Annotated in this window: 16 protein-coding genes; 8 read left to right on the top strand and 8 right to left on the bottom strand. The window is 71.5% G+C overall.

Annotated elements, in window-relative coordinates; translation table 11 throughout:
- The first annotated feature begins 228 nt into the window (after positions 1–228).
- Together OG623_RS05580 and OG623_RS05585 are read left to right on the top strand one after the other, a co-directional pair.
- Entirely contained in the window at positions 229–954 is a 726-nt protein-coding gene (locus OG623_RS05580) for a hypothetical protein (protein WP_406144793.1), read from the top strand.
- Positions 955–1,025: 71 nt separating this feature from the next.
- Entirely contained in the window at positions 1,026–1,247 is a 222-nt protein-coding gene (locus tag OG623_RS05585) for a hypothetical protein (protein ID WP_406144795.1), read from the top strand.
- On the opposite strand, the gene OG623_RS05590 is transcribed toward OG623_RS05585, so the two are convergent.
- Both OG623_RS05590 and OG623_RS05595 read right to left on the bottom strand, forming a co-directional pair.
- Positions 1,231–2,856 (bottom strand): AMP-binding protein, encoded by a 1,626-nt coding sequence (locus OG623_RS05590; protein WP_406144797.1) that lies wholly within the window; start codon positions 2,854–2,856, stop codon positions 1,231–1,233. The genes OG623_RS05585 and OG623_RS05590 overlap by 17 nt on opposite strands.
- Entirely contained in the window at positions 2,853–4,529 is a 1,677-nt protein-coding gene (locus tag OG623_RS05595) for an AMP-binding protein (protein ID WP_406144799.1), read from the bottom strand. Before OG623_RS05595 ends, OG623_RS05590 begins: the two co-directional genes overlap by 4 nt.
- 105 nt (positions 4,530–4,634) lie before the next feature.
- On the opposite strand from OG623_RS05595, the gene OG623_RS05600 reads away from it, so the two are divergent.
- Positions 4,635–5,480 carry a response regulator transcription factor gene (locus OG623_RS05600; RefSeq protein WP_406144800.1) on the top strand — a complete coding sequence of 282 codons (846 nt, stop codon included), beginning with the start codon at positions 4,635–4,637 and terminating at the stop codon, positions 5,478–5,480.
- A gap of 167 nt (positions 5,481–5,647) precedes the next feature.
- Positions 5,648–6,517: a DMT family transporter gene (locus OG623_RS05605; RefSeq protein ID WP_406151695.1), complete on the top strand. Its 870-nt coding sequence runs from the start codon at positions 5,648–5,650 to the stop codon at positions 6,515–6,517.
- 12 nt (positions 6,518–6,529) lie between these two features.
- Here OG623_RS05605 and OG623_RS05610 read toward each other — a convergent pair whose 3' ends face one another.
- Together OG623_RS05610 and OG623_RS05615 are read right to left on the bottom strand one after the other, a co-directional pair.
- The gene (locus OG623_RS05610; RefSeq protein WP_406144801.1) at positions 6,530–7,561 is read right to left on the bottom strand and encodes a glutathione S-transferase family protein; all 1,032 of its coding nucleotides are present in this window, start codon (positions 7,559–7,561) and stop codon (positions 6,530–6,532) included.
- A complete protein-coding gene (locus OG623_RS05615) occupies positions 7,558–9,054 on the bottom strand; it encodes an MFS transporter (RefSeq protein ID WP_406144803.1) in 1,497 nt (498 codons plus the stop codon). The genes OG623_RS05610 and OG623_RS05615 overlap by 4 nt, the downstream gene beginning before the upstream one ends.
- Positions 9,055–9,173: 119 nt before the next feature.
- Here OG623_RS05615 and OG623_RS05620 point away from each other — a divergent pair, with 119 nt between their 5' ends.
- Genes OG623_RS05620 through OG623_RS05630 form a run of 3 tightly spaced genes read left to right on the top strand, consistent with a single transcriptional unit; the run spans position 9,174 to position 11,992 of the window.
- The gene (locus OG623_RS05620; RefSeq protein ID WP_406144805.1) at positions 9,174–9,587 is read left to right on the top strand and encodes a VOC family protein; all 414 of its coding nucleotides are present in this window, start codon (positions 9,174–9,176) and stop codon (positions 9,585–9,587) included.
- Between the two features lie 57 nt (positions 9,588–9,644).
- On the top strand, positions 9,645–10,820 hold the full coding sequence (locus OG623_RS05625; protein ID WP_406144806.1) for a DUF1266 domain-containing protein: 1,176 nt from the start codon (positions 9,645–9,647) through the stop codon (positions 10,818–10,820).
- Complete coding sequence (locus OG623_RS05630; protein ID WP_406144808.1) at positions 10,817–11,992, top strand: DUF1266 domain-containing protein; 1,176 nt, start codon at positions 10,817–10,819, stop codon at positions 11,990–11,992. Before OG623_RS05625 ends, OG623_RS05630 begins: the two co-directional genes overlap by 4 nt.
- 22 nt (positions 11,993–12,014) lie before the next feature.
- On the opposite strand, the gene OG623_RS05635 is transcribed toward OG623_RS05630, so the two are convergent.
- Complete coding sequence (locus OG623_RS05635) at positions 12,015–12,578, bottom strand: DUF2165 domain-containing protein (RefSeq protein ID WP_406144810.1); 564 nt, start codon at positions 12,576–12,578, stop codon at positions 12,015–12,017.
- Positions 12,579–12,757: 179 nt separating this feature from the next.
- Here OG623_RS05635 and OG623_RS05640 point away from each other — a divergent pair, with 179 nt between their 5' ends.
- Positions 12,758–15,178: an endonuclease/exonuclease/phosphatase family protein gene (locus tag OG623_RS05640; protein WP_406144812.1), complete on the top strand. Its 2,421-nt coding sequence runs from the start codon at positions 12,758–12,760 to the stop codon at positions 15,176–15,178.
- 62 nt (positions 15,179–15,240) lie between these two features.
- Here OG623_RS05640 and OG623_RS05645 read toward each other — a convergent pair whose 3' ends face one another.
- Genes OG623_RS05645 through OG623_RS05655 form a run of 3 tightly spaced genes read right to left on the bottom strand, consistent with a single transcriptional unit; the run spans position 15,241 to position 17,693 of the window.
- Positions 15,241–16,167, bottom strand: a complete 927-nt coding sequence (locus OG623_RS05645) for an alpha/beta fold hydrolase (RefSeq protein ID WP_406144814.1) — start codon at positions 16,165–16,167, stop codon at positions 15,241–15,243.
- Positions 16,168–16,185: 18 nt separating this feature from the next.
- On the bottom strand, positions 16,186–17,463 hold the full coding sequence (locus OG623_RS05650) for a beta-ketoacyl-[acyl-carrier-protein] synthase family protein (protein WP_406144815.1): 1,278 nt from the start codon (positions 17,461–17,463) through the stop codon (positions 16,186–16,188).
- Positions 17,460–17,693, bottom strand: a complete 234-nt coding sequence (locus OG623_RS05655) for an acyl carrier protein (protein WP_406144817.1) — start codon at positions 17,691–17,693, stop codon at positions 17,460–17,462. Before OG623_RS05655 ends, OG623_RS05650 begins: the two co-directional genes overlap by 4 nt.
- Between the last annotated feature and the right edge of the window lie 78 nt (positions 17,694–17,771).

Raw genomic sequence — 17,771 nt, forward strand, 5'->3', positions numbered from 1 at the left:
GCTCCTGCTCGGACCTGGTGGAGTCGGGCTCTGTCGCGCCACCTGAGAGCACCAATTCCGCATTACGGAAATTTAGTTCTGCTATACGGAAATCAATCTAAGGGGGCCCTGGACACCAGTCAAGGGAGGGCACGAAGTGGCCGATTCGCTCCCCCGAGCGTCGCTCCTGGTGGACGATGGACATACGGAACGCAGCCGCCGCCGCTGAGCGGAAGGAAGGGGCAGCACGTGGAGTCCGTACCGGTGCGCTGCCCGGTCTGCCATCGGGAGCACGCCTACATCACGCCGGTATATCCCTGCCCGTGCGGATCCCCGACCGCCCCGCCGCTGATGCGCGGAGCGCCGGCCGCACCCATCACGCACCGGACCTGGAACGACGACTGGGTGAGTGTGCGCTGCCACTCCTGTGGACGCCGTGACCAGTGGCCACATCCCGAACTCTGCTGCCCCTGCGGGGCGGTGCTGCGGATCCCCGTGCGGCCGGTGGCCACGCCGCCGCCCACCGGGGGCGGTTCGCCCGGCCCGTCCCACATACCGCTGCCGCGCACCGCCGCGCACCCCCGTCCGTCGTTCAGGCCCCTGGTGATACGGACGGCACGCGATGCGGTGAACACCGCGGCGCTCTATCTGAGATGGCTGGGCTTCCGCGATGTCATCCAGCCCGAAGTACGGCCCAGCTCGCGGATCGACCTCAGGGCCGCCGGTATCATCGCCCAGGTCGACGCGACCACGCGGCCGACGGCCCTGCGTGACGTCGAATGCCTCTGGCTGAACGCCCTCAACACCTCGGTGTCCAGCGTGCTGTTCTCGCTGGCCGGCTACACCGACGAGGCCCGCTCGCGCGCGGACGGCCTCGCCATCCCGTTGTTCGTGCTCGACCTCACCGGCACACCGCAGCCGGTGAACGGTCCCGCCGACGAACTGGTCAGCGTCGGCCCCGCCCCCGTCGAATGATTTCGGTCACCTGTGCCCTGCCAGCCGCATATGTTCGAGCTGTTGTCAGTATGAGGACGTAGAGTGAAGGCATGGTCTTAAATCCTCGACTTTCCACCCACTCCGCCCCCGTATTCCTGACTCAGCCCGTCCACCCGTCCGTCGTCGAGGCCAACGACGCGATTCGCGCGTTGGTCGACTCACGGGCAGGCAAGGACTGGACGTCGACGGAGGCCGCGGAGTACGAGGTGCTGCTCATCGAGTGGGCTGCGGCGACCCAGGGCATAGGCGCCGGCATCATAGAGGCGGCCTGACCGGCTCCCCGTAGCCCTCGCGCAGTTCGATCTTCCTGACCTTGCCGCTGACGGTCATCGGGAACGCCTCCAGGATGCGCAGCGCGCGCGGGATCTTGTAGTGCGCCAACTGCTCGCCGCAGTACGCCGTCAGCTCGTCCAGCGTCGGCGGGTCGGCCGGGTCGCGCGGGATGACGCAGGCCAGGATCTCCTCGCCGTACCGGTCGTCCGGCACCCCGACCACCTGGACGTCCGCGATCTTCGGGTGGCCGTAGAGGAACTCCTCGATCTCACGCGGATACACGTTCTCGCCGCCCCGGATGATCATGTCCTTGATCCGGCCGACGATCTGGACGTACCCGTCCTCCCGCATCGTCGCGAGGTCCCCGGTGTGCATCCAGCGTCCCGCGTCGATGACTTCGGCGGTGCGCTCCGGCTGGTCCCAGTATCCGAGCATCACGCTGTAGCCCCGGGTGCACAGTTCACCGGACTCACCGCGCGGCAGTGTCACGCCCGTCACGGGGTCGACGACCTTCACCTCGATGTGCGGCATGACCCGGCCCGTCGTGCTCGTGCGGCGCTCCAGGTCATCGTCCCGCCGGGTCTGGGTGGAGACCGGCGAGGTCTCCGTCATGCCGTAGCAGATGGAGACCTCCTCCATGTGCATCCGGTCCACGACCCGCTTCATCACCTCGACCGGGCAGGGCGATCCCGCCATGATCCCGGTGCGCAGCGAGGAGAGGTCGTACGAGGCGAAGTCGGGCAGGCCGAGCTCCGCGATGAACATCGTGGGCACGCCGTAGAGCGACGTGCAGCGCTCCTGCTGGACGGCGGCCAGCACGGCGGCGGGCTCGAAGGCCGGCGCGGGGATCACGATGCAGGCGCCGTGCGAGGTGATGCCGAGGTTCCCCATGACCATGCCGAAGCAGTGGTAGAACGGCACGGGCAGACAGACCCGGTCCTGTTCGGTGTAGGCGACCAGCTCCCCCACGAAATACCCGTTGTTGAGGATGTTGTGGTGGGAGAGCGTGGCCCCCTTGGGGAAGCCGGTGGTCCCCGAGGTGTACTGGATGTTGATCGGGTCGTCGCAGGACAGCTCCGCCTCACGCTCCGCCAGCTGCCGCGCCGTCACGGACCCGGCGGCGGCGGTCAGCTCGTCCCAGGACGGATCCCCGATGTAGTGCACGGACCGCAGCGCGGGACAGTCGGCACGGACCTGGCCGACGAGGGCGCGGTAGTCGCTGGTGCGGTGCGCCAGCGAGGCGACCAGGACGGAGATCCCGGACTGCTTCAGCACGTAGGCCAGTTCGTGCGCGCGGTAGGCCGGGTTGATGTTGACCATGACGGCGCCGATCCGGGCCGTGGCGTACTGGACGAGGACCCACTCGGGGCAGTTGACCGCCCAGATGCCGACCCGGTCGCCCTTGGCCACGCCGGAGGCCATCAGCCCGCGGGCCAGCTCGTCGACGGCCGCACCGAACTCGGCGTACGTCCAGCGGCGTCCTGACACCACGTCGACCAGGGCCTCCCGCTGCCCGTACGCCTCGATCGCCCGGTCCAGGTTGCGTCCGATGGTGTCGCCCAGCAGCTCCGTGGTGCTGGTGCCGTGCGCGTAGGACAGGCCGCTCATCGCAGGTCCCCCTCGTCGAACTCGGTGCCGGTGCCCTGCGCGGTGCGCTCACGCAGCTCGATCCTGCGGATCTTCCCGGAGACGGTCTTGGGCAGCTCGGCGAACTCCAGCCGGCGGATGCGCTTGTACGGGGCGAGGACCGCCCTGGAGTGCGCGAACAGCACCTTGGCGGTGTCGGCGCCCGGCTCCCAGCCCTCGGCGAGCACGATGTACGCCTTCGGGACGGAGAGCCGCACGGGGTCGGGGGCGGGGACGACCGCCGCCTCGGCGACCGCCTCGTGCTCCAGCAGGGCGCTCTCCAGCTCGAACGGTGAGATCTTGTAGTCGGACGCCTTGAACACGTCGTCGGACCGGCCCACATAGGTGATGTAGCCGTCCTCGTCCCTGGCGCCGATGTCGCCCGTGCGGTAGTAGCCGCCGGCCATGGACTCGGCCGTGCGCTCGGGGTCCCCGTGGTAGCCCGTCATCAGGCCGACGGGTGCCGTGGACAGGTCCAGGGAGATCTCGCCCTCCGCGACACCCGGTACACCGGTGACCGGATCGAGCAGCTCGACCTTGTATCCGGGGCTCGGCCGGCCCATGGAGCCGGCCTTCAACAGCTGTCCCGGTGTGTTGGCCACCTGCACGGCGGTCTCGGTCTGCCCGAATCCGTCGCGGATGGTGACGCCCCAGGCGCGCCTGACACTCTCGATCACCTCGGGGTTGAGCGGTTCACCCGCGGCGACGACCTCGCGCGGCGGCGTCCTCAGCTGCGTGAGGTCGGCCTGGATGAGCATGCGCCAGACCGTCGGCGGGGCACAGAAGCTGGTGATCGCGGACCGGTCCATCTCCGCCATCAGCCGGGCGGCGTCGAACCGGGTGTAGTTGAAGATGAAGACCGTGGCCTCGGCGCTCCACGGCGCGAAGAGGTTCGACCAGGCGTGCTTGGCCCAGCCGGGCGACGAGATGTTCAGATGCACGTCGCCGGGCTTCAGCCCGATCCAGTACATCGTCGACAGGTGGCCCACGGGGTAGGACACATGGGTGTGCTCGACGAGCTTGGGGCTGGCCGTGGTGCCCGAGGTGAAGTACAGCATCAGGGGCTCGCCGGCGTCCGTCTCGCGGTCCGGGGTGAAGGTCTCGGATGCCGTGTCGGCCCCGGCGTAGGAGAGCCAGCCGTCGACCTCGGCGCCGACCGCGATCCGGGTGTAGTCGCCGGGCACCTCGTCGAACTTCGCGGTGTCCCCCGACCGTACGAGGACGTGGCGGACCTTGCCCCGTGAGACCCGGTCGCGGAGATCGACCGGTCCCAGCAGGGGGGTCGCGGGGATGACGACGGCGCGCAGCTTCATCGCGGCCAGCGCGGTCTCCCACAGCTCGGTCTGGTTGCCGAGCATCACCAGGATCCGGTCGCCCTCGCCCACGCCCTGTTCCCGCAGCCAGTTCGCGGCCTGGTCGGAGCGGGCCGACATCCGGGCGAAGGACACCTCGGTGCGGGTGCCGTCCTCCTCCACGATGTGCAGGGCGGTGCGGTCGTTGTCCTCGGCGATGACGTCGAACCAGTCGAGTGCCCAGTTGAAGGAGTCGGGGCGGGGCCAGCGGAAGCCCTCGTACGCAGCCGTGTAGTCCTCACGGTGTTCGACCAGGAAGTCCCGGGCAGCCCGGAACGTCTCCGTCGCACTCGTTGCAGGCATGTGTCCTCCTCATCGCGAACCCGTGGCCTAACATCATGTGAACAGTGACCCAGATCTCACCACCCCCGGACGGGGGTAGGTCCGGGAGGGCGGAGAATCAGCGACGTGGCGGAACCGGGTGAGGCGACCGAACTGCGGGCGGCCCTGCTCGGGCTGCGCCGGGCCAGCGGGCTGCCGGTGGTCTTCGGCGGGCTGCTGTCCGACGCCCGCCACGCCCGGATCGCCGAGCTGAACGGGGCGCAGACACCCGCACTGCGCGGGCTCGTCATCTCGGCGGGCAGCGGGCTCGGCGGCAAGGCCATCGCCCTGTCACGGCCGTGCGCGGTCACGGACTACCGCTCCTCGCGCCACATCAGCCACGAGTACGACACGGCCGTCGCCGCCGAGGGCCTGCGCTCGGTCGTCGCGGTGCCCGTCGTCGTACGCCGCGCCGTGCGGGGTGTGCTGTACGGGGCGCTGCGCGAGCCGCTCACGCTCGGGGACCGTACGTTCGACGCGGCGGCGTCGGCGGCCCGCGATGTGGAGCAGGCCCTGGCCGTCCGCGACGAGGTCCAGCAGCTCCTGGCGGCCACCAGGGAGCAGATCGCAGATCCTGGTGCGGGCCCCGGCACCTGGGAGGACGTCCGCGAGGCTCATCGTGAGCTGCGCGCCCTGGCGCCGAGGATCGTCGACCCGGCGCTGCGTGAGGAGCTGCTCACGGTGTGCGGGCGGCTGGCCGCGGCCACGGGGGCCGATCGGAGCCCGTCGGCCGGGCGGGTGCGACTGGCGCCGCGCGAGGTGGATGTGATCGCCTGCGTCGCGTCGGGCGCGACGAACGCGACCGCCGCCGAACGGCTCGGGCTGCGGCCGGAGACGGTGAAGAGCTATCTGCGGTCCGCGATGCGGAAGCTGGGGGCGCACACCCGGCTGGAGGCGGTGGTGGCTGCCCGCCGCGCGGGACTGCTGCCCTGACCTGAGGGCTGTCGCGTAGTCCCTAGGACCTGCCCAGTGTCAACAACGCTCGTGATCAATACCTCCGCAGAATACGCGGGCCCGGTGGCATCGGGCTTGAGCGAGCGACACTCGCAGGGGTGCGTGGCAGCGCGGACCGGGTGGTGCCGAGCCTCATGATGGGGCGGGTGATCAGCGTCCTGTTCGCGGTCCTGACCGCTCTCAGCAACGGCACCGCCTCCGTGATGCAGCGCCGCGCCGCCCTGAAGGTCCCCGACAACGAGGCGATGCACCTGTCGCTGATCGGGCATCTGCTGCGGCAGAAGGTGTGGCTGGCCGGCATCGGTCTGGTGATCGTCGCCGCCGTCTGCCAGGCGGTGGCGCTGGCCACGGGTCCCATCGCCGTGGTCCAGCCGATCTTCGTGATCGAGCTGCCCGCGACGCTGCTCGTCGCCGGGTTCATGATGCGGGTCGGGGTGCCGCGCACCGTCTGGGCCGGGGTGGCGGCCGTGACGCTCGGCCTGGCCCTCGGCATGGCTTCAGCGGCGCCTGGCGGCGGCAGCGACCAGGTCAGGGGGGTGGCCTGGATCCCGGCGCTGGTGGCGACCGGGATCTTCCTGGCCGTACTCATCGGCTCGGCGCTGAGCACCTCCGGCAACACCAGGGCCGCCCTGCTCGGACTGGCCGCCGCCTGCGGTTACGCGCTGACCGCCGCCCTCATGAAGGACGCCATGGCGCGGCTGGACAGCGGGGGCGTGAGCAGCCTGCTGACGGCGTGGCAGCTGTACGCCACCGCGGTGGCCGGCGTGGGCGCGCTGTTCCTCCTCCAGAACGCGCTCCAGGCCGGGTCGCTGGTGGCGGTGCAGCCGATGCTGACGCTGGGGGACGCGCTGATCAGCATCACCTACGGGGTGACGCTGTTCGGCGAGGAGCTGCGGACCGGCGGGTGGCTGTTGCCCCAGCTGATCGGGCTGGTCCTGATCGCCGTGGGCTGTGTCGTCCTCGCCCGCTCCCCACTGGCGAGCGCGAACACCGCGCCTCCGTCCCGTGTGAGGTGACGGGCCCCCGGGTCAGGGCCGGCCTCGCGCCGGGATCTCCTCGCCGGGCGGCACCGGTCCCGGCGGGGTGCCGTCACCGAAGGGGCGTCCGCCCAGCCGCTCCCTGTGGTGCGGCGCGGTCCAGCCCGACAGGTCGGGGCCGAGCGGCACGATGCCCGTCGGGTTGATGCCGGTGTGCACCTGGTAGTAGTGCCGCTTGATGTGGTCGAAGTCGACGGTGTCGCCGAAGCCCGGGGTCTGGTACAGGTCACGGACGTACGCCCACAGGACGGGGCCCTCGGTGAGCTTCGAGCGGTTGCACTTGAAGTGCCCGTGGTAGACGGCGTCGAAGCGCACCAGCGTCGTGAACAGCCGGATGTCCGCCTCGGTGATCGTGTCCCCGACCAGGTAGCGCTGTCCGGCGAGGCGTTCGGACACCATGTCGAGGCGGCGGAACACATCGGTGTACGCCGCTTCGTACTCGCCCTGGCCTGCGGCGAATCCGGCCCGGTAGACACCGTTGTTGACGTCACGGTAGATGCCGTCCATCACCGTGTCGATCTCGTCGCGCAACGGCTCGGGGTAGAGATCGGGCGCTCCGGGCCGGTGCAGGGCGGTCCACTCGGTGGCCAGGTCCAGCGTGATCTGCTGGTAGTCGTTGGTGACCAGTGAACGGGTCGGTACGTCGACGATCGCGGGCACGCTGACCCCGCCCGGGTAGCCGGTCTCCCGCGCGTCGTAGGCCTCGCTCAGGAAGCCGATGCCGAGCACCGGGTCCTTGCCGCCCTCGTCGAGGGTGAAGCGCCAGCTGCGGTCGTCCTGGATGGGGTCGGCGACGGCCAGCGAGAGCGCGCTCTCCAGACCGAGCAGCCGGCGGGAGACCAGGGCACGGCTCGCCCACGGGCAGGCCCTGCTGACGACCAGGCGGTAGCGCCCTGCCTCGACGGGCCAGCCGTCCCGGCCGTCGGCGGTGATCCGGTCGGCGAAGTGGCTGCGGGAGCGCTTGAAGGGCTTGTGGCCGTACGCGGTGTTCCCGCCCTGTTCCCGGTCCTCGGTGTCGCTCATGGTGTCCCCCTCGGGGCGTCGTCTGCATCGGACCTCTGGATACGTCTCTTTCCCCGCCTGCCCGCCGCGACATCGGCCAGCGCCACGATCAGCCCCGCGATGACGAACGCGACCGAGACGAGCAGCCCGTGGTCGTAGGCCCCCGCCCAGTCGCCCGGGCCGAGCCGGGCGAAGAAGACCGAGCCCACCGCGGCGATACCGATGGACGAGCCGACGCGCTGGCTGGTCTGGAGGGTGCCGCCGGCGCTGCCCGCGTTGTCGACCGGGACCTCGGAGAGGGTGAGGGTCTGGTTGGGTGCGATGACCAGCCCGCTGCCCAGGCCGGCCAGCAGCAGCGGCGCCGCCATCGCGAGCCCCGCGCCCCTGCCCGGCACCAGATGCGCGGCCATCGCGGTGAAGCCGAGACCGACGGCGACCATGGTGAGCCCCACGACGATGAGGGGCCGGCCGAAGCGGCCGACCAGTCGGCCTCCGATGCTCGCCGACGCACCGGCGCCCAGGGCGAACGGGGTGATCGCGAGGCCGGCCTCCAGGGCGCTGTACTGCAGCCCGGACTGCAGATAGAGCGTGCTGATGAAGAAGATCGAGGTGAAGCCAGCGAAGTACAGCAGGATCATCAGACAGCCCAGCCAGAAGGTCCGGAGCCGGAAGAGCGACAGCTTCAGCACCGGCTGGAAACCCCCGCGTGTGCAGCGGGACTCCCAGGCGACGAACGCCATGAGCAGGACCGCGGCCACCACGACCAGCAGCCATTTCCCGTTGCCCGGCCACTGCTGGGCCTGGACGAACGGCAGCAGCAGGGCGAGTACCCCCGCCCCGAGCAGCAGGACGCCGATGGGGTCCAGGTCGCGCGGGCGCACCCGGCCGGCCGACGGAGTGTCGGGGAGCAGCCGTCTGGCCAGCAGGAGACAGACGGCGCCGATCGGCAGGTTGACGTAGAACACCCACCGCCAGCCCTCCCGCGCCCCGGCCATCTGGATCAACAGGCCACCCAGGAGCGGCCCGACGGCGGTGGAGATGCCGACCACGGTGCCGAACATGCCGAAGGCGCGGCCCCGCTCGCGTCCGGAGAACATCTGCTGGATCAGGGCGGAGATCTGCGGTGAGAGCAGTCCGCCGGCCGCGCCCTGGAGGAGCCGGGCGATGACGAGCCAGAGGCTGGACTGGGCGGCCCCGCAGGCGGCGGAGGCCAGGATGAAGAGGGTCAGCCCCGCCATGAACACCGCGCGCCGCCCCCGCGCGTCGCCGAGGCGGCCTCCGGGGATGAGGACGAGGCCGAAGGCGAGGGCGTAGCCCGACAGCACCCACTGGAGGTCGGACTCCGGGGTGTCGAGGCCCTCCTTGATCGACGGCAGCGCCACATTGACGATGGAGACGTCGAGCAGCGTCATGAAGCCCGCGACCAGACAGACGGCGAGGGCACGCCAGCGACGGGGATCGGAAGGGCCGGGTCCGGGCGTGCCGGTGTCCCGGTGCTCCGTGCTCTCTGACATGTCCCGCACCTTAGGACGCGGCTCCGTGATCCACGTCCCGGGCGCGCCGCGCGGCGGCCCGCCGGACCCCGTCAGCCCTCATCCGCCTGTACGGCCGCTTCGCGGGTAGCCGTGGAGGCATGACTGTCGCGAAAACGAGTGTTCTGGTCCTGGACTGCGCCGAGCCGCTTGAGCTCGCGGACTTCTACGCGAAACTCCTCGGCGGTGAGACACGGAGCGGGAACGATCCCGACTTCGTCGAGATCGTCGGGAGCACCGGTGTGCACCTGGCCGTCCGCCGCGATCACGGCTACGCGCCTCCGAGCTGGCCCCGCCCTGAGGACTCCCAGCAGGCGCATCTGCGCGTCCTGGTGGATCCGGGGGACATGGACGAGGCCGAGCGGGAGGCGATAGGCCTCGGCGCCCGGCCGGTGGACACGGGCGACAGCAACAGCGGCCCCCGCGATGTCCGTGTCTACACCGACCCGGCGGGACACTCGTTCTCCCTGGCCGTGTACCCGGCCAGGCCGCCGTCCGCGGGCCCGCTCACGTAGCAACGGGGCTGTCGGGCCGCCGCCCTGGCCACCGCGGGCGTTCCGTAGGATTCGACCGTGACGAAGGGGACGACGGGGGCTACGGGGACGACAGGCACCACCGGGGCCGGGACGGAACGTCCGCCGCACGAAGCGGCGGTGGCCGGCGACCGGGCCGCGGTCCTGGAGGCCCTGGCCGGGAGCAGGCTCTTCGTGCTCGTCGCCCGGCTCCACGCGGACACTCCGGGCTTCACTCCCCCGCTCCTCGTACAGCCCGATCCGGCGACGCCGGGCCGGATGTGTGTCACGGTGCTGACGTCCGGGGCGCTGCCTCCCTGGCACCCCGACTGGGTGTTCGAGGCGATCGGTCTCGACGAGCTCGGGCGTCGCTGGCCCCCGGGCGCCCGGTGGCTGACGGTCGATCCGGGCACGCCGTACGCCGTCACGCTCGACGCGGGGCCCGGGAAGCGCCGCGCCTGGGCGAAGGCGCAGGCCAGGTCCGGCGGGCCGCGGACCGGCCGGCTGCTGACCCTCGGGACGGGTCCGCTGCACGGGCCGGCCGCACACGGTCTGGCCGTCGGTGCCCATCTCGCCGTGCACAACGGACTCGTCTGGAACGCCCTGGGCGCCGCCTACGAGGGGTACGCGACGGATCGCTCCCGGCTCCGTAACCCCTGGGGCGTGCATGACCGCGCCACCTACCGGAAGACGCTCGAATCACTGCTGGCCGCCCGTCTCGTGGGCCGTACGTACGAGTCGGTGCTCCGGATCCGGCAGGGCCTCGCCGGGCGGCTCGGCCGCACCCCGACGGCCCCCGAGTGGTCGGCCGCGCTCACCGATGCGCTGGCCCGCCACCGCTCCGGACCCGAGGAGGCGGCCGACGCCCATGAGGCACTGCGGCTGGCCGTCACGTACGAGGACCGGTTCCGCGCCGACGGCGTGCTCGGCGCCGGCGAACGGGTCGACACCCTCACCGCCTTCGACCACGGCCGGGCGGTGAACCTCGTGCGGCTCGCTCTGGGTGCCCGGCTCTGCGATCCGGAGGAGGCCGAGCAGGCCGTGCTGCGGATCGGTGCCCGGGCCCGTCAGGCGTACGGCTCCTGGGCGGAGTTCTCCCTCGGTTACTCACTGGCCCGCGTCATGCACGTCGACGCGGACGACCCGTCAGGAGCGACGTACGCGCAGTCGCTCGCCCAGCACCGCCTCCTGACGCGGGACCCCCGAAGCCCCTACCGGAACCTCGCCTGGTCATGAACGCACTGCCCTGGGGCACCCCCGCCCACGCCTCCCCCTGGATATCTCCGTCCGTGACGGAACACCTGCTGCACGAGGCGGGAGTACGCGGCGACGTCGAGGCACAGCTGCGCGTGCTGGCCGGCGAGGATCTCTACATCCTCGCGCCGAAGGCCGAGGTGGACGCGGCTCCCGACAGCATCACCTGGCGCTCGCACCGGGACGAGGCCGGCCGGAGCTGCCGTGGGGTGCTGACCCGGGGCATGCTGCCGCCGTGGCACCCGGAGTGGGTGTTCCACGCCGTCTCCCTCAAGTGGCTGGCGGAGACCGACTGGCCGGACCCGTATCAGCTGCTGTCCGTCAACACGGGGACGCCGGCCCAGATCCTCCTCCCCGCCACACCCCCGCACCGCGCGCTGTGGCTGCGCCACCACGCGGAGAACGACCGCCCCGCGGGCGACCGGCTGATCGCGCTGCGGCACGGGGCACTTCACGGCCCGCTGGCCTACGGGCTGGCGTGCGGGGCCCATCTGGCGGTCGGCAACGGGGTCCCGTGGAACGAGGTGGGCACTGCCTATCGCGAGTACGCCCATGAGCGGGAGCTGCTGCGCGACACCTGGGGCATCACCGAACCGGCTTCCTGGCGGGAGCAGTTGGACTACCTGCTGGACGCGCGCAACAGCCCGGCCGAGCCCGACTTCGTCCTGCGGGTGCGTGCACAGCTCGGAATCGGGCTCGGTGAGCAGCCCTCCGCCGATCTGTGGCGCGAAACGGCTGCCGGGCACGCCCAGGACATCGGGGCGAGTCATGACACGGTCAGGAACATCGAGGAGCTGGTGCGGCGCATCGTCAGATACGAGGCACGCTTCCGCGCCGACGGGCTGCTGTCGCCGGACGGCCGGGTCACCACGACGGTCGCCTACGACTACGGCCGCGCGGTGAACCTGGCGAGGTGGGGGCTCTCCGCCCGTTACTGCGTCCCGCACGACGCCGAGCAGGCCATCGTGTACGCCGGTGCGCTGAGCAAGTCGGCCTACGACTCCTGGGAGGACTTCTCCGCGGGGTATGCGCTGGGCCGGGTGCTGCGCTTCGACGGTGAGGACTACGGCGCCTACTACCAGGACAACGTCACGGCGCACCGTCTGCTGACGGAGAGCGAGGGCAGCCCCTGGCGGAACATCCCCTGGCGCTGAGGGCCGGCCGTACGGGGCGAGGTCACGGAGCGGGGCTGCCACGGTCCCGCCGGTCGGCCCCCAGCACCACCAGCAGAGCGATTCCGCTGAGGACCACGTTGCGTGTGGCCGCGTCCAGACCGTTCCAGTCGTGCGACTGCCACATCGCGAACCACTCACCGCCGATCGCGAGGAACCCCATACCGAACAGGACCAGCACCATCACCAGACCTGCCGTGGAGGTCTGCCGGGCTCGCGGACTCCGACGTGCCCAGAGCCAGGTGCCGGCGAGCAGGACGAGGGCGGTCACGGTCTCCCAGGCGATGATCGCGACGTACGCCGCGTCCTGCAAGGTGCGTGAGGTGACCGCCCGCCACATCAGGTCCTCGTCCTTGAACGTGGTGTCCATCGCCAGCACATGACGCACGAAGTCCCGGTTCGTGCCGAAGTCCGTGATGTTGCCGAAGGCGACCAGGGCGATGAGAAGTGCGACCGTCGCGGTGAGCAGTGCGGCGGCGACCTCGTGCGATCCGAGAGAACGTGTACGCGGCAGTGTTGGTGCCGTTCCCTCGGGCGGGACGGGCTGCGCATCCAGTGAAGAGTCCATGATCCAACTATGGTCCGGGCGGGGACCGGTGGGAAGAGTCCAGGGCGGACAACCACGCGGCTGTGCCCAGTGCCGGGATCCCGCCGGAACGCTTCCTGGAATTAACCTCGGATGCCTTGTCATGACTGTTCTACGCGCATAGCTTATGGCCCTCACCACACTCCGAGGGGCAGCTCACCGTGCAGATATCCAGATCCGGCTCCGCCCTGCTGGCCGCCGCCGTCACCGTGACCCTGTCGGTGACCGCGCTGCCCGCCGCTTTCGCCGCACCTTCGGCGTCGGCCGTCATCTCCGAGGTGTACGGCGGCGGGGGCAACTCCGGTGCGACGCTCACCCGTGACTACATCGAGCTGGCCAACGCCGGCGACAGCTCCTTCGCGCTGTCCGGCTTCAGCGTCCAGTACCTCCCGGGGACGCCCTCCGCCGCATCGCGGTGGCAGGTCTCCGAGCTCTCGGGCGATGTCGCGCCCGGCGGCCGCTACCTCGTCGCACAGGCCGCGGGGACCGGTGGCACGGTGGATCTGCCGGCCGCCGACGCGACCGGGACGATCCCGATGTCCGCGGCGAGCGGCACCGTCGCGCTCGTCTCCGGCACCACCCCGCTGACCTGCAGGACCGCCGGGGACTGCGCTGCCGACACCCGGATCGTCGACCTCGTGGGCTACGGCGCAGCTGTCGTGCGCGAGGGCAGCGGTCCGGTGACCGGCGCGTCCGCCACCGCTTCCGTGGCGCGCGGCGCGAGCCTGGCGGACACCGACGACAACGCCGCCGACCTGACCGCGGGCACCCCGGCGCCCGTCAACGCGGCGGGCGAGACGTCCGGTTCGGAACCCGGCGAGCCGGGTGACCCCGGCGGTCCGACCGAGCCGGGCACGGTCCGGGTGCACGACATCCAGGGCACGACCCGGCTCTCACCGCTCGCGGGCCGGTCGGTGAGCGGGGTCCCCGGCGTCGTCACCGGCGTACGGACCACGGGTTCACGCGGCTTCTGGATCCAGGACACGGCGCCGGACGACGACCCCCGCACGAGCGAGGGCGTGTTCGTCTACACCGGCTCGACCGCTCCCGCCGTGGCCGTCGGTGACTCGGTGCTGGTCAGCGGTCAGGTCACCGAGTACTACCCGGCCGCCGACGCCCAGTCGCTCACCCAGATCACCGCACCGCTCACCACCGTCCTGTCCTCGGGCAACCCCCTTCCCGACGCTGTCGTCCTGGACTCCTCCTCGGTGCCGGACGCCTATGTGCCCACGGCCGACGGCGGTTCGATCGAGTCCCTCGATCTGGACCCGGCGGCGTACGCCCTGGATCTGTACGAGTCGCTGGAGGGTACCCGCGTCACGATGGCCGACACCCGGGTGACCGGCGCGACGACGGCGTACGACGAGGTCTGGGTGACGGTGAAGCCCCGGGAGAACCCCACCCGGCGCGGCGGCACGCTCTACCGCTCGTACGAGGACCAGAACACCGGCCGGCTCAAGGTGATGTCGCTGGACGCCGCGCAGCCCGTCCCGGTCGCCGATGTGGGCGATGTACTGTCCGGCTCCACCACGGGCGTCATCGACTACGCGACGTACGGCGGCTACAACGTCCAGGCCACCGAGCTGGGGACGCTCGTGGACAACGGTCTGAAGCGCGAGGTGACCCGGAAGCAGCGGTCCGGGGAGCTCGCCGTCGCCACGTACAACGTGGAGAACCTCGACGCCGACGACGAGCAGGCCAAGTTCGACACGCTCGCCCAGGGCGTGGCGGTCAGCCTCTCGTCCCCGGACATCGTGTCCCTGGAGGAGATCCAGGACGACAACGGCGCGGTGGACGACGGCACGGTCGGCTCCGACGCGACACTGAAGCGCTTCACGGACGCGGTCGTCGCCGCCGGCGGCCCCCGGTACGCGTGGCGCTATGTGGCGCCCGCCGACGGCCAGGACGGCGGCGAGCCCGGGGGCAACATCCGTAACGTCTTCCTCTTCAACCCCGACCGGGTCGATTTCGTCGACCGCCCGGGCGGCGACGCGACCACCGCGGTGAAGGCCGTGAAGACGAAGAAGGGCGCCACGCTCTCCGTCTCGCCCGGCCGGATCAACCCCACGAGCACGGCCTGGGACAACAGCCGCAAGCCGCTGGTCGGCGAGTTCCGCTTCCGCGGCGAGCCGGTCTTCGTCATCGGCAACCACTTCGCGTCCAAGGGCGGCGACCAGTCGCTGCACGGCCGCTACCAGGAACCGGTGCGCGGCTCGGAGACCCAGCGGGTGCGGCAGGCCGCGGAGGTCAACACCTTCGTCACCTCACTGCTGAAGGCGGACAGGTCGGCCCGGGTCGTCACGCTCGGCGACCTGAACGACTTCGCCTTCTCCCCCACGATGAAGGCACTGACCAGCGGCAAGGTGCTCAAGCCACTGATCACCACGCTGCCCGCGCAGGAGCAGTACAGCTATGTCTACGACGGCAACTCGCAGACGCTGGACCACATCCTGACCAGCCCCGCGATCCGCCGCTTCGACTACGACGTGGTGCACATCAACGCGGAGTTCGCGGACCAGGCGAGCGACCACGACCCGCAGATCGTGCGGATCGACGTCAAGGGCCGGGGACACAAGCACTGACCTGGGCGTGGTGGCGGCCCCGGGTGGGCCGCCACCACGGCAGGGGCATCACAACGGCGGCATCACATCGGCGTGGGGGAACCGGCCCGCGCCTGCTGCGGGAGCCTCGCCGTGGCCGGGGCCCGATCCGGCTCGGGCCCCGGTTCCAGGGGCCGGTCGGTGAAGAAGCGGGTCACGAGGGCGGCGACCTCCTCGGAGCGCTCCAGCACGACCCAGTGGTCGGACTCCGGGAGGGTGAGGAAGCGGCTCCCCTCGATGGTCCCGGCGAACTCCCGCTGGATCTCCGGCGATGTCACGGTGTCGTGCTCCCCGGTGAAGACCAGGGCGGGTACGCCCGACAGTCCGCCGGAGAAGTCGGGCCGGTCGTCCAGCGCCCGCCGCAGCGAGTCGGCTGCGTGCTCCGAGTGGGCGAGGGCGTGCAGGAAGGAGCGCCGTACGTAGCGCCGGGCGAGCTCCCTGCGGTGCACGGGGCGGTCCGGGTCCAGGCACATCAGCCCGTCGGTGGCCAGCGCGGCGAAGCCGTCCGCGTCGCCCTCGGCCAGCGCCTCGACCGCCCGCCGCCAGTAGTCCAGCCGGTCCTCACCGACGTCGGTGGGTACGCCGCCGAGTACCAGCCGGGCGACACGCCCCGGGTTCTGCCGCGCGTAGCCGAAGGCGACGGCCGCACCGTAGGAGAAGCCGTAGAGATTGACCCGGGGGATGCCGAGGTCGTCGATGATCCCGGCGACCGCCGCGCGCAGGACCGGGCCGCCGGGGCCCGGCGGCAGGGGGTCGGCCGAACCCATGCCGGGCAGATCGGCGGTGAGCACATCGGCCACCGGGCCCAGGTGCTCGTCCATCTGCGGCCAGCCGAACATGCCTTGCAGCGCGCCGCCGATCACCAGGACCGGTTCGGTCGGGGGCTCTCCGCCGGCCGGGTCACGGGGCAGGAGACGGTAGCCGTAACGCAGTCCGTCCACGGTGAGCGACCGGATGATCTCCTCGGGCATGATGCTCCTCGCTTCCCGTCAGGCTCTGGTGAGCACGAGCGCCGCGTTGTGGCCGCCGAAGCCGAGCGACGTCTTGACGGCGCAGTCGAACCTGGCGCGGCGGGCCTCCTTGCTCACCACGTCGACGGGGATCGCGGGGTCGGGGGCGTCGAGGTTGCCGGTCGGCGGGACGAGCTGGTGCTGGAGCGCCAGGACGGTCAGCGCCGCCTCGATGCCGCCGGCGGCGCCCAGGGTGTGTCCGGTCATGGCCTTCGTCGAGGTGACGAGGGGGTGTTCGCCCAGGACACGGCGCAGCATGGTGGACTCGATGAGGTCGTTGGCGACGGTCGATGTCCCGTGGGCGTTGACATGGCCGATGTCACAGGCGTCGATGCCGGAGTCGGCCAGGGCCGTGCGCAGCGCCCGCTCGATGCCGATGCCGTCGGGGTCGGGGGCGACGGCGGAGTGGGCGTCGCTCGATGCGCCGTAGCCGGCGACCCGGGCGCGGACGGTGGCGCCGCGGGCGCGGGCGTGCTCGGGGTGCTCCATGACGAGGAGGCCCGCGCCCTCGCCGACGACGAAGCCGTCGCGGTGCGTGTCGAAGGGGCGGCAGGCGGCCGGCGGGTCGTCGCGGCGGGTGGAGACGGCCCGCATCTGGCAGGCGCTGGCGATCAGGAGCCGGGAGCGGACCGATTCGGCGCCGCCCGCGACGACGATGTCGCAGGCCCCGGAGCGGAGCATCTGGTGGGCCGTGCCGATGGCCACGGTGCCCGACGAGCACGCGGTGGAGACGGCCTGGCTCGGGCCGTGCACGCCCAGGTCCATGGCGACGCTGCTGGCCGCGCCGTTGACGACGCTCAGCGGGGCGAGCTTCGGGGAGACGCGCCGCGCCCCGCGTTCGGTGAGGGCGGTGTGCTGCTCGTCGTAGAACGGCAGGCCGCCGTGGGCCGAGCCGATGACGACGGCGACCCGTCCGCTGTCCCAGACCGAGGCGTCGAGGCCCGCGTCCGCGACCGCCTCGCGGGCGGCGATCACCGCGAGCTGCGAGAAGCGGTCCATCAGCCGTTGCGCGGCGACGCCCAGGACGGCCGTGGCGTCCAGGGCGTCGACGGTGTACATGAAGTCGCAGGGGAGCCCGTCGAGTTCCGGAAGGTGCGGCACCGAGGGGGCGACGGTCGTGTCGCACACGCCGCGCCAGGCGTCCTCGGCCCCCACACCGGCCGCGGTGACCAGACCGATGCCGGTGACCGCGGCGCCGAAGGGCTCGATGCCCGGCCGGCCGGGCCCGGGTCCGAAGGGCTTGCGGCCGCCCGTCACGCGCCGGCCTTGGCGCACACGGCCGTGATCAGGTTGCCGACGGTGTCGCGCGACGACAGCACGACATCCTCCAGATCGATGTCCATCCGGTCCTCGATGAGCAGCCTGAGCTCTTCGAGGGCGAGCGAGTCCAGCCGCAGCTGCCGGAGCGGCACCTCGGGCCTGATGGCTCCCGGATCGGTTCCGAACCTGGTGACGAGCAAGGCGCTGATCTCTTCCGAGGTGCTCATGAGGACGCTCCTCCGCTCTCGTTACGCGGTGACGCCGGCCGCGTGGGGGGTGAGATGGCCATCGGGGACGCCGGCTGC

Source organism: Streptomyces sp. NBC_01012, from assembly GCF_045162755.1.
Classification (GTDB): Bacteria; Actinomycetota; Actinomycetes; order Streptomycetales; family Streptomycetaceae; genus Streptomyces.

Coding starts and splice junctions, on each gene's coding strand:
- OG623_RS05610 (WP_406144801.1), bottom strand. CDS start 7,561: ATGAGCGACACCGAGGACCGGGAACAGGGCGGGAACACCGCGTACGGC.
- OG623_RS05645 (WP_406144814.1), bottom strand. CDS start 16,167: ATGCCCGAGGAGATCATCCGGTCGCTCACCGTGGACGGACTGCGTTAC.
- OG623_RS05590 (WP_406144797.1), bottom strand. CDS start 2,856: ATGAGCGGCCTGTCCTACGCGCACGGCACCAGCACCACGGAGCTGCTG.
- OG623_RS05655 (WP_406144817.1), bottom strand. CDS start 17,693: ATGAGCACCTCGGAAGAGATCAGCGCCTTGCTCGTCACCAGGTTCGGA.
- OG623_RS05595 (WP_406144799.1), bottom strand. CDS start 4,529: ATGCCTGCAACGAGTGCGACGGAGACGTTCCGGGCTGCCCGGGACTTC.
- OG623_RS05585 (WP_406144795.1), top strand. CDS start 1,026: ATGGTCTTAAATCCTCGACTTTCCACCCACTCCGCCCCCGTATTCCTG.
- OG623_RS05615 (WP_406144803.1), bottom strand. CDS start 9,054: ATGTCAGAGAGCACGGAGCACCGGGACACCGGCACGCCCGGACCCGGC.
- OG623_RS05630 (WP_406144808.1), top strand. CDS start 10,817: ATGAACGCACTGCCCTGGGGCACCCCCGCCCACGCCTCCCCCTGGATA.
- OG623_RS05620 (WP_406144805.1), top strand. CDS start 9,174: ATGACTGTCGCGAAAACGAGTGTTCTGGTCCTGGACTGCGCCGAGCCG.
- OG623_RS05635 (WP_406144810.1), bottom strand. CDS start 12,578: ATGGACTCTTCACTGGATGCGCAGCCCGTCCCGCCCGAGGGAACGGCA.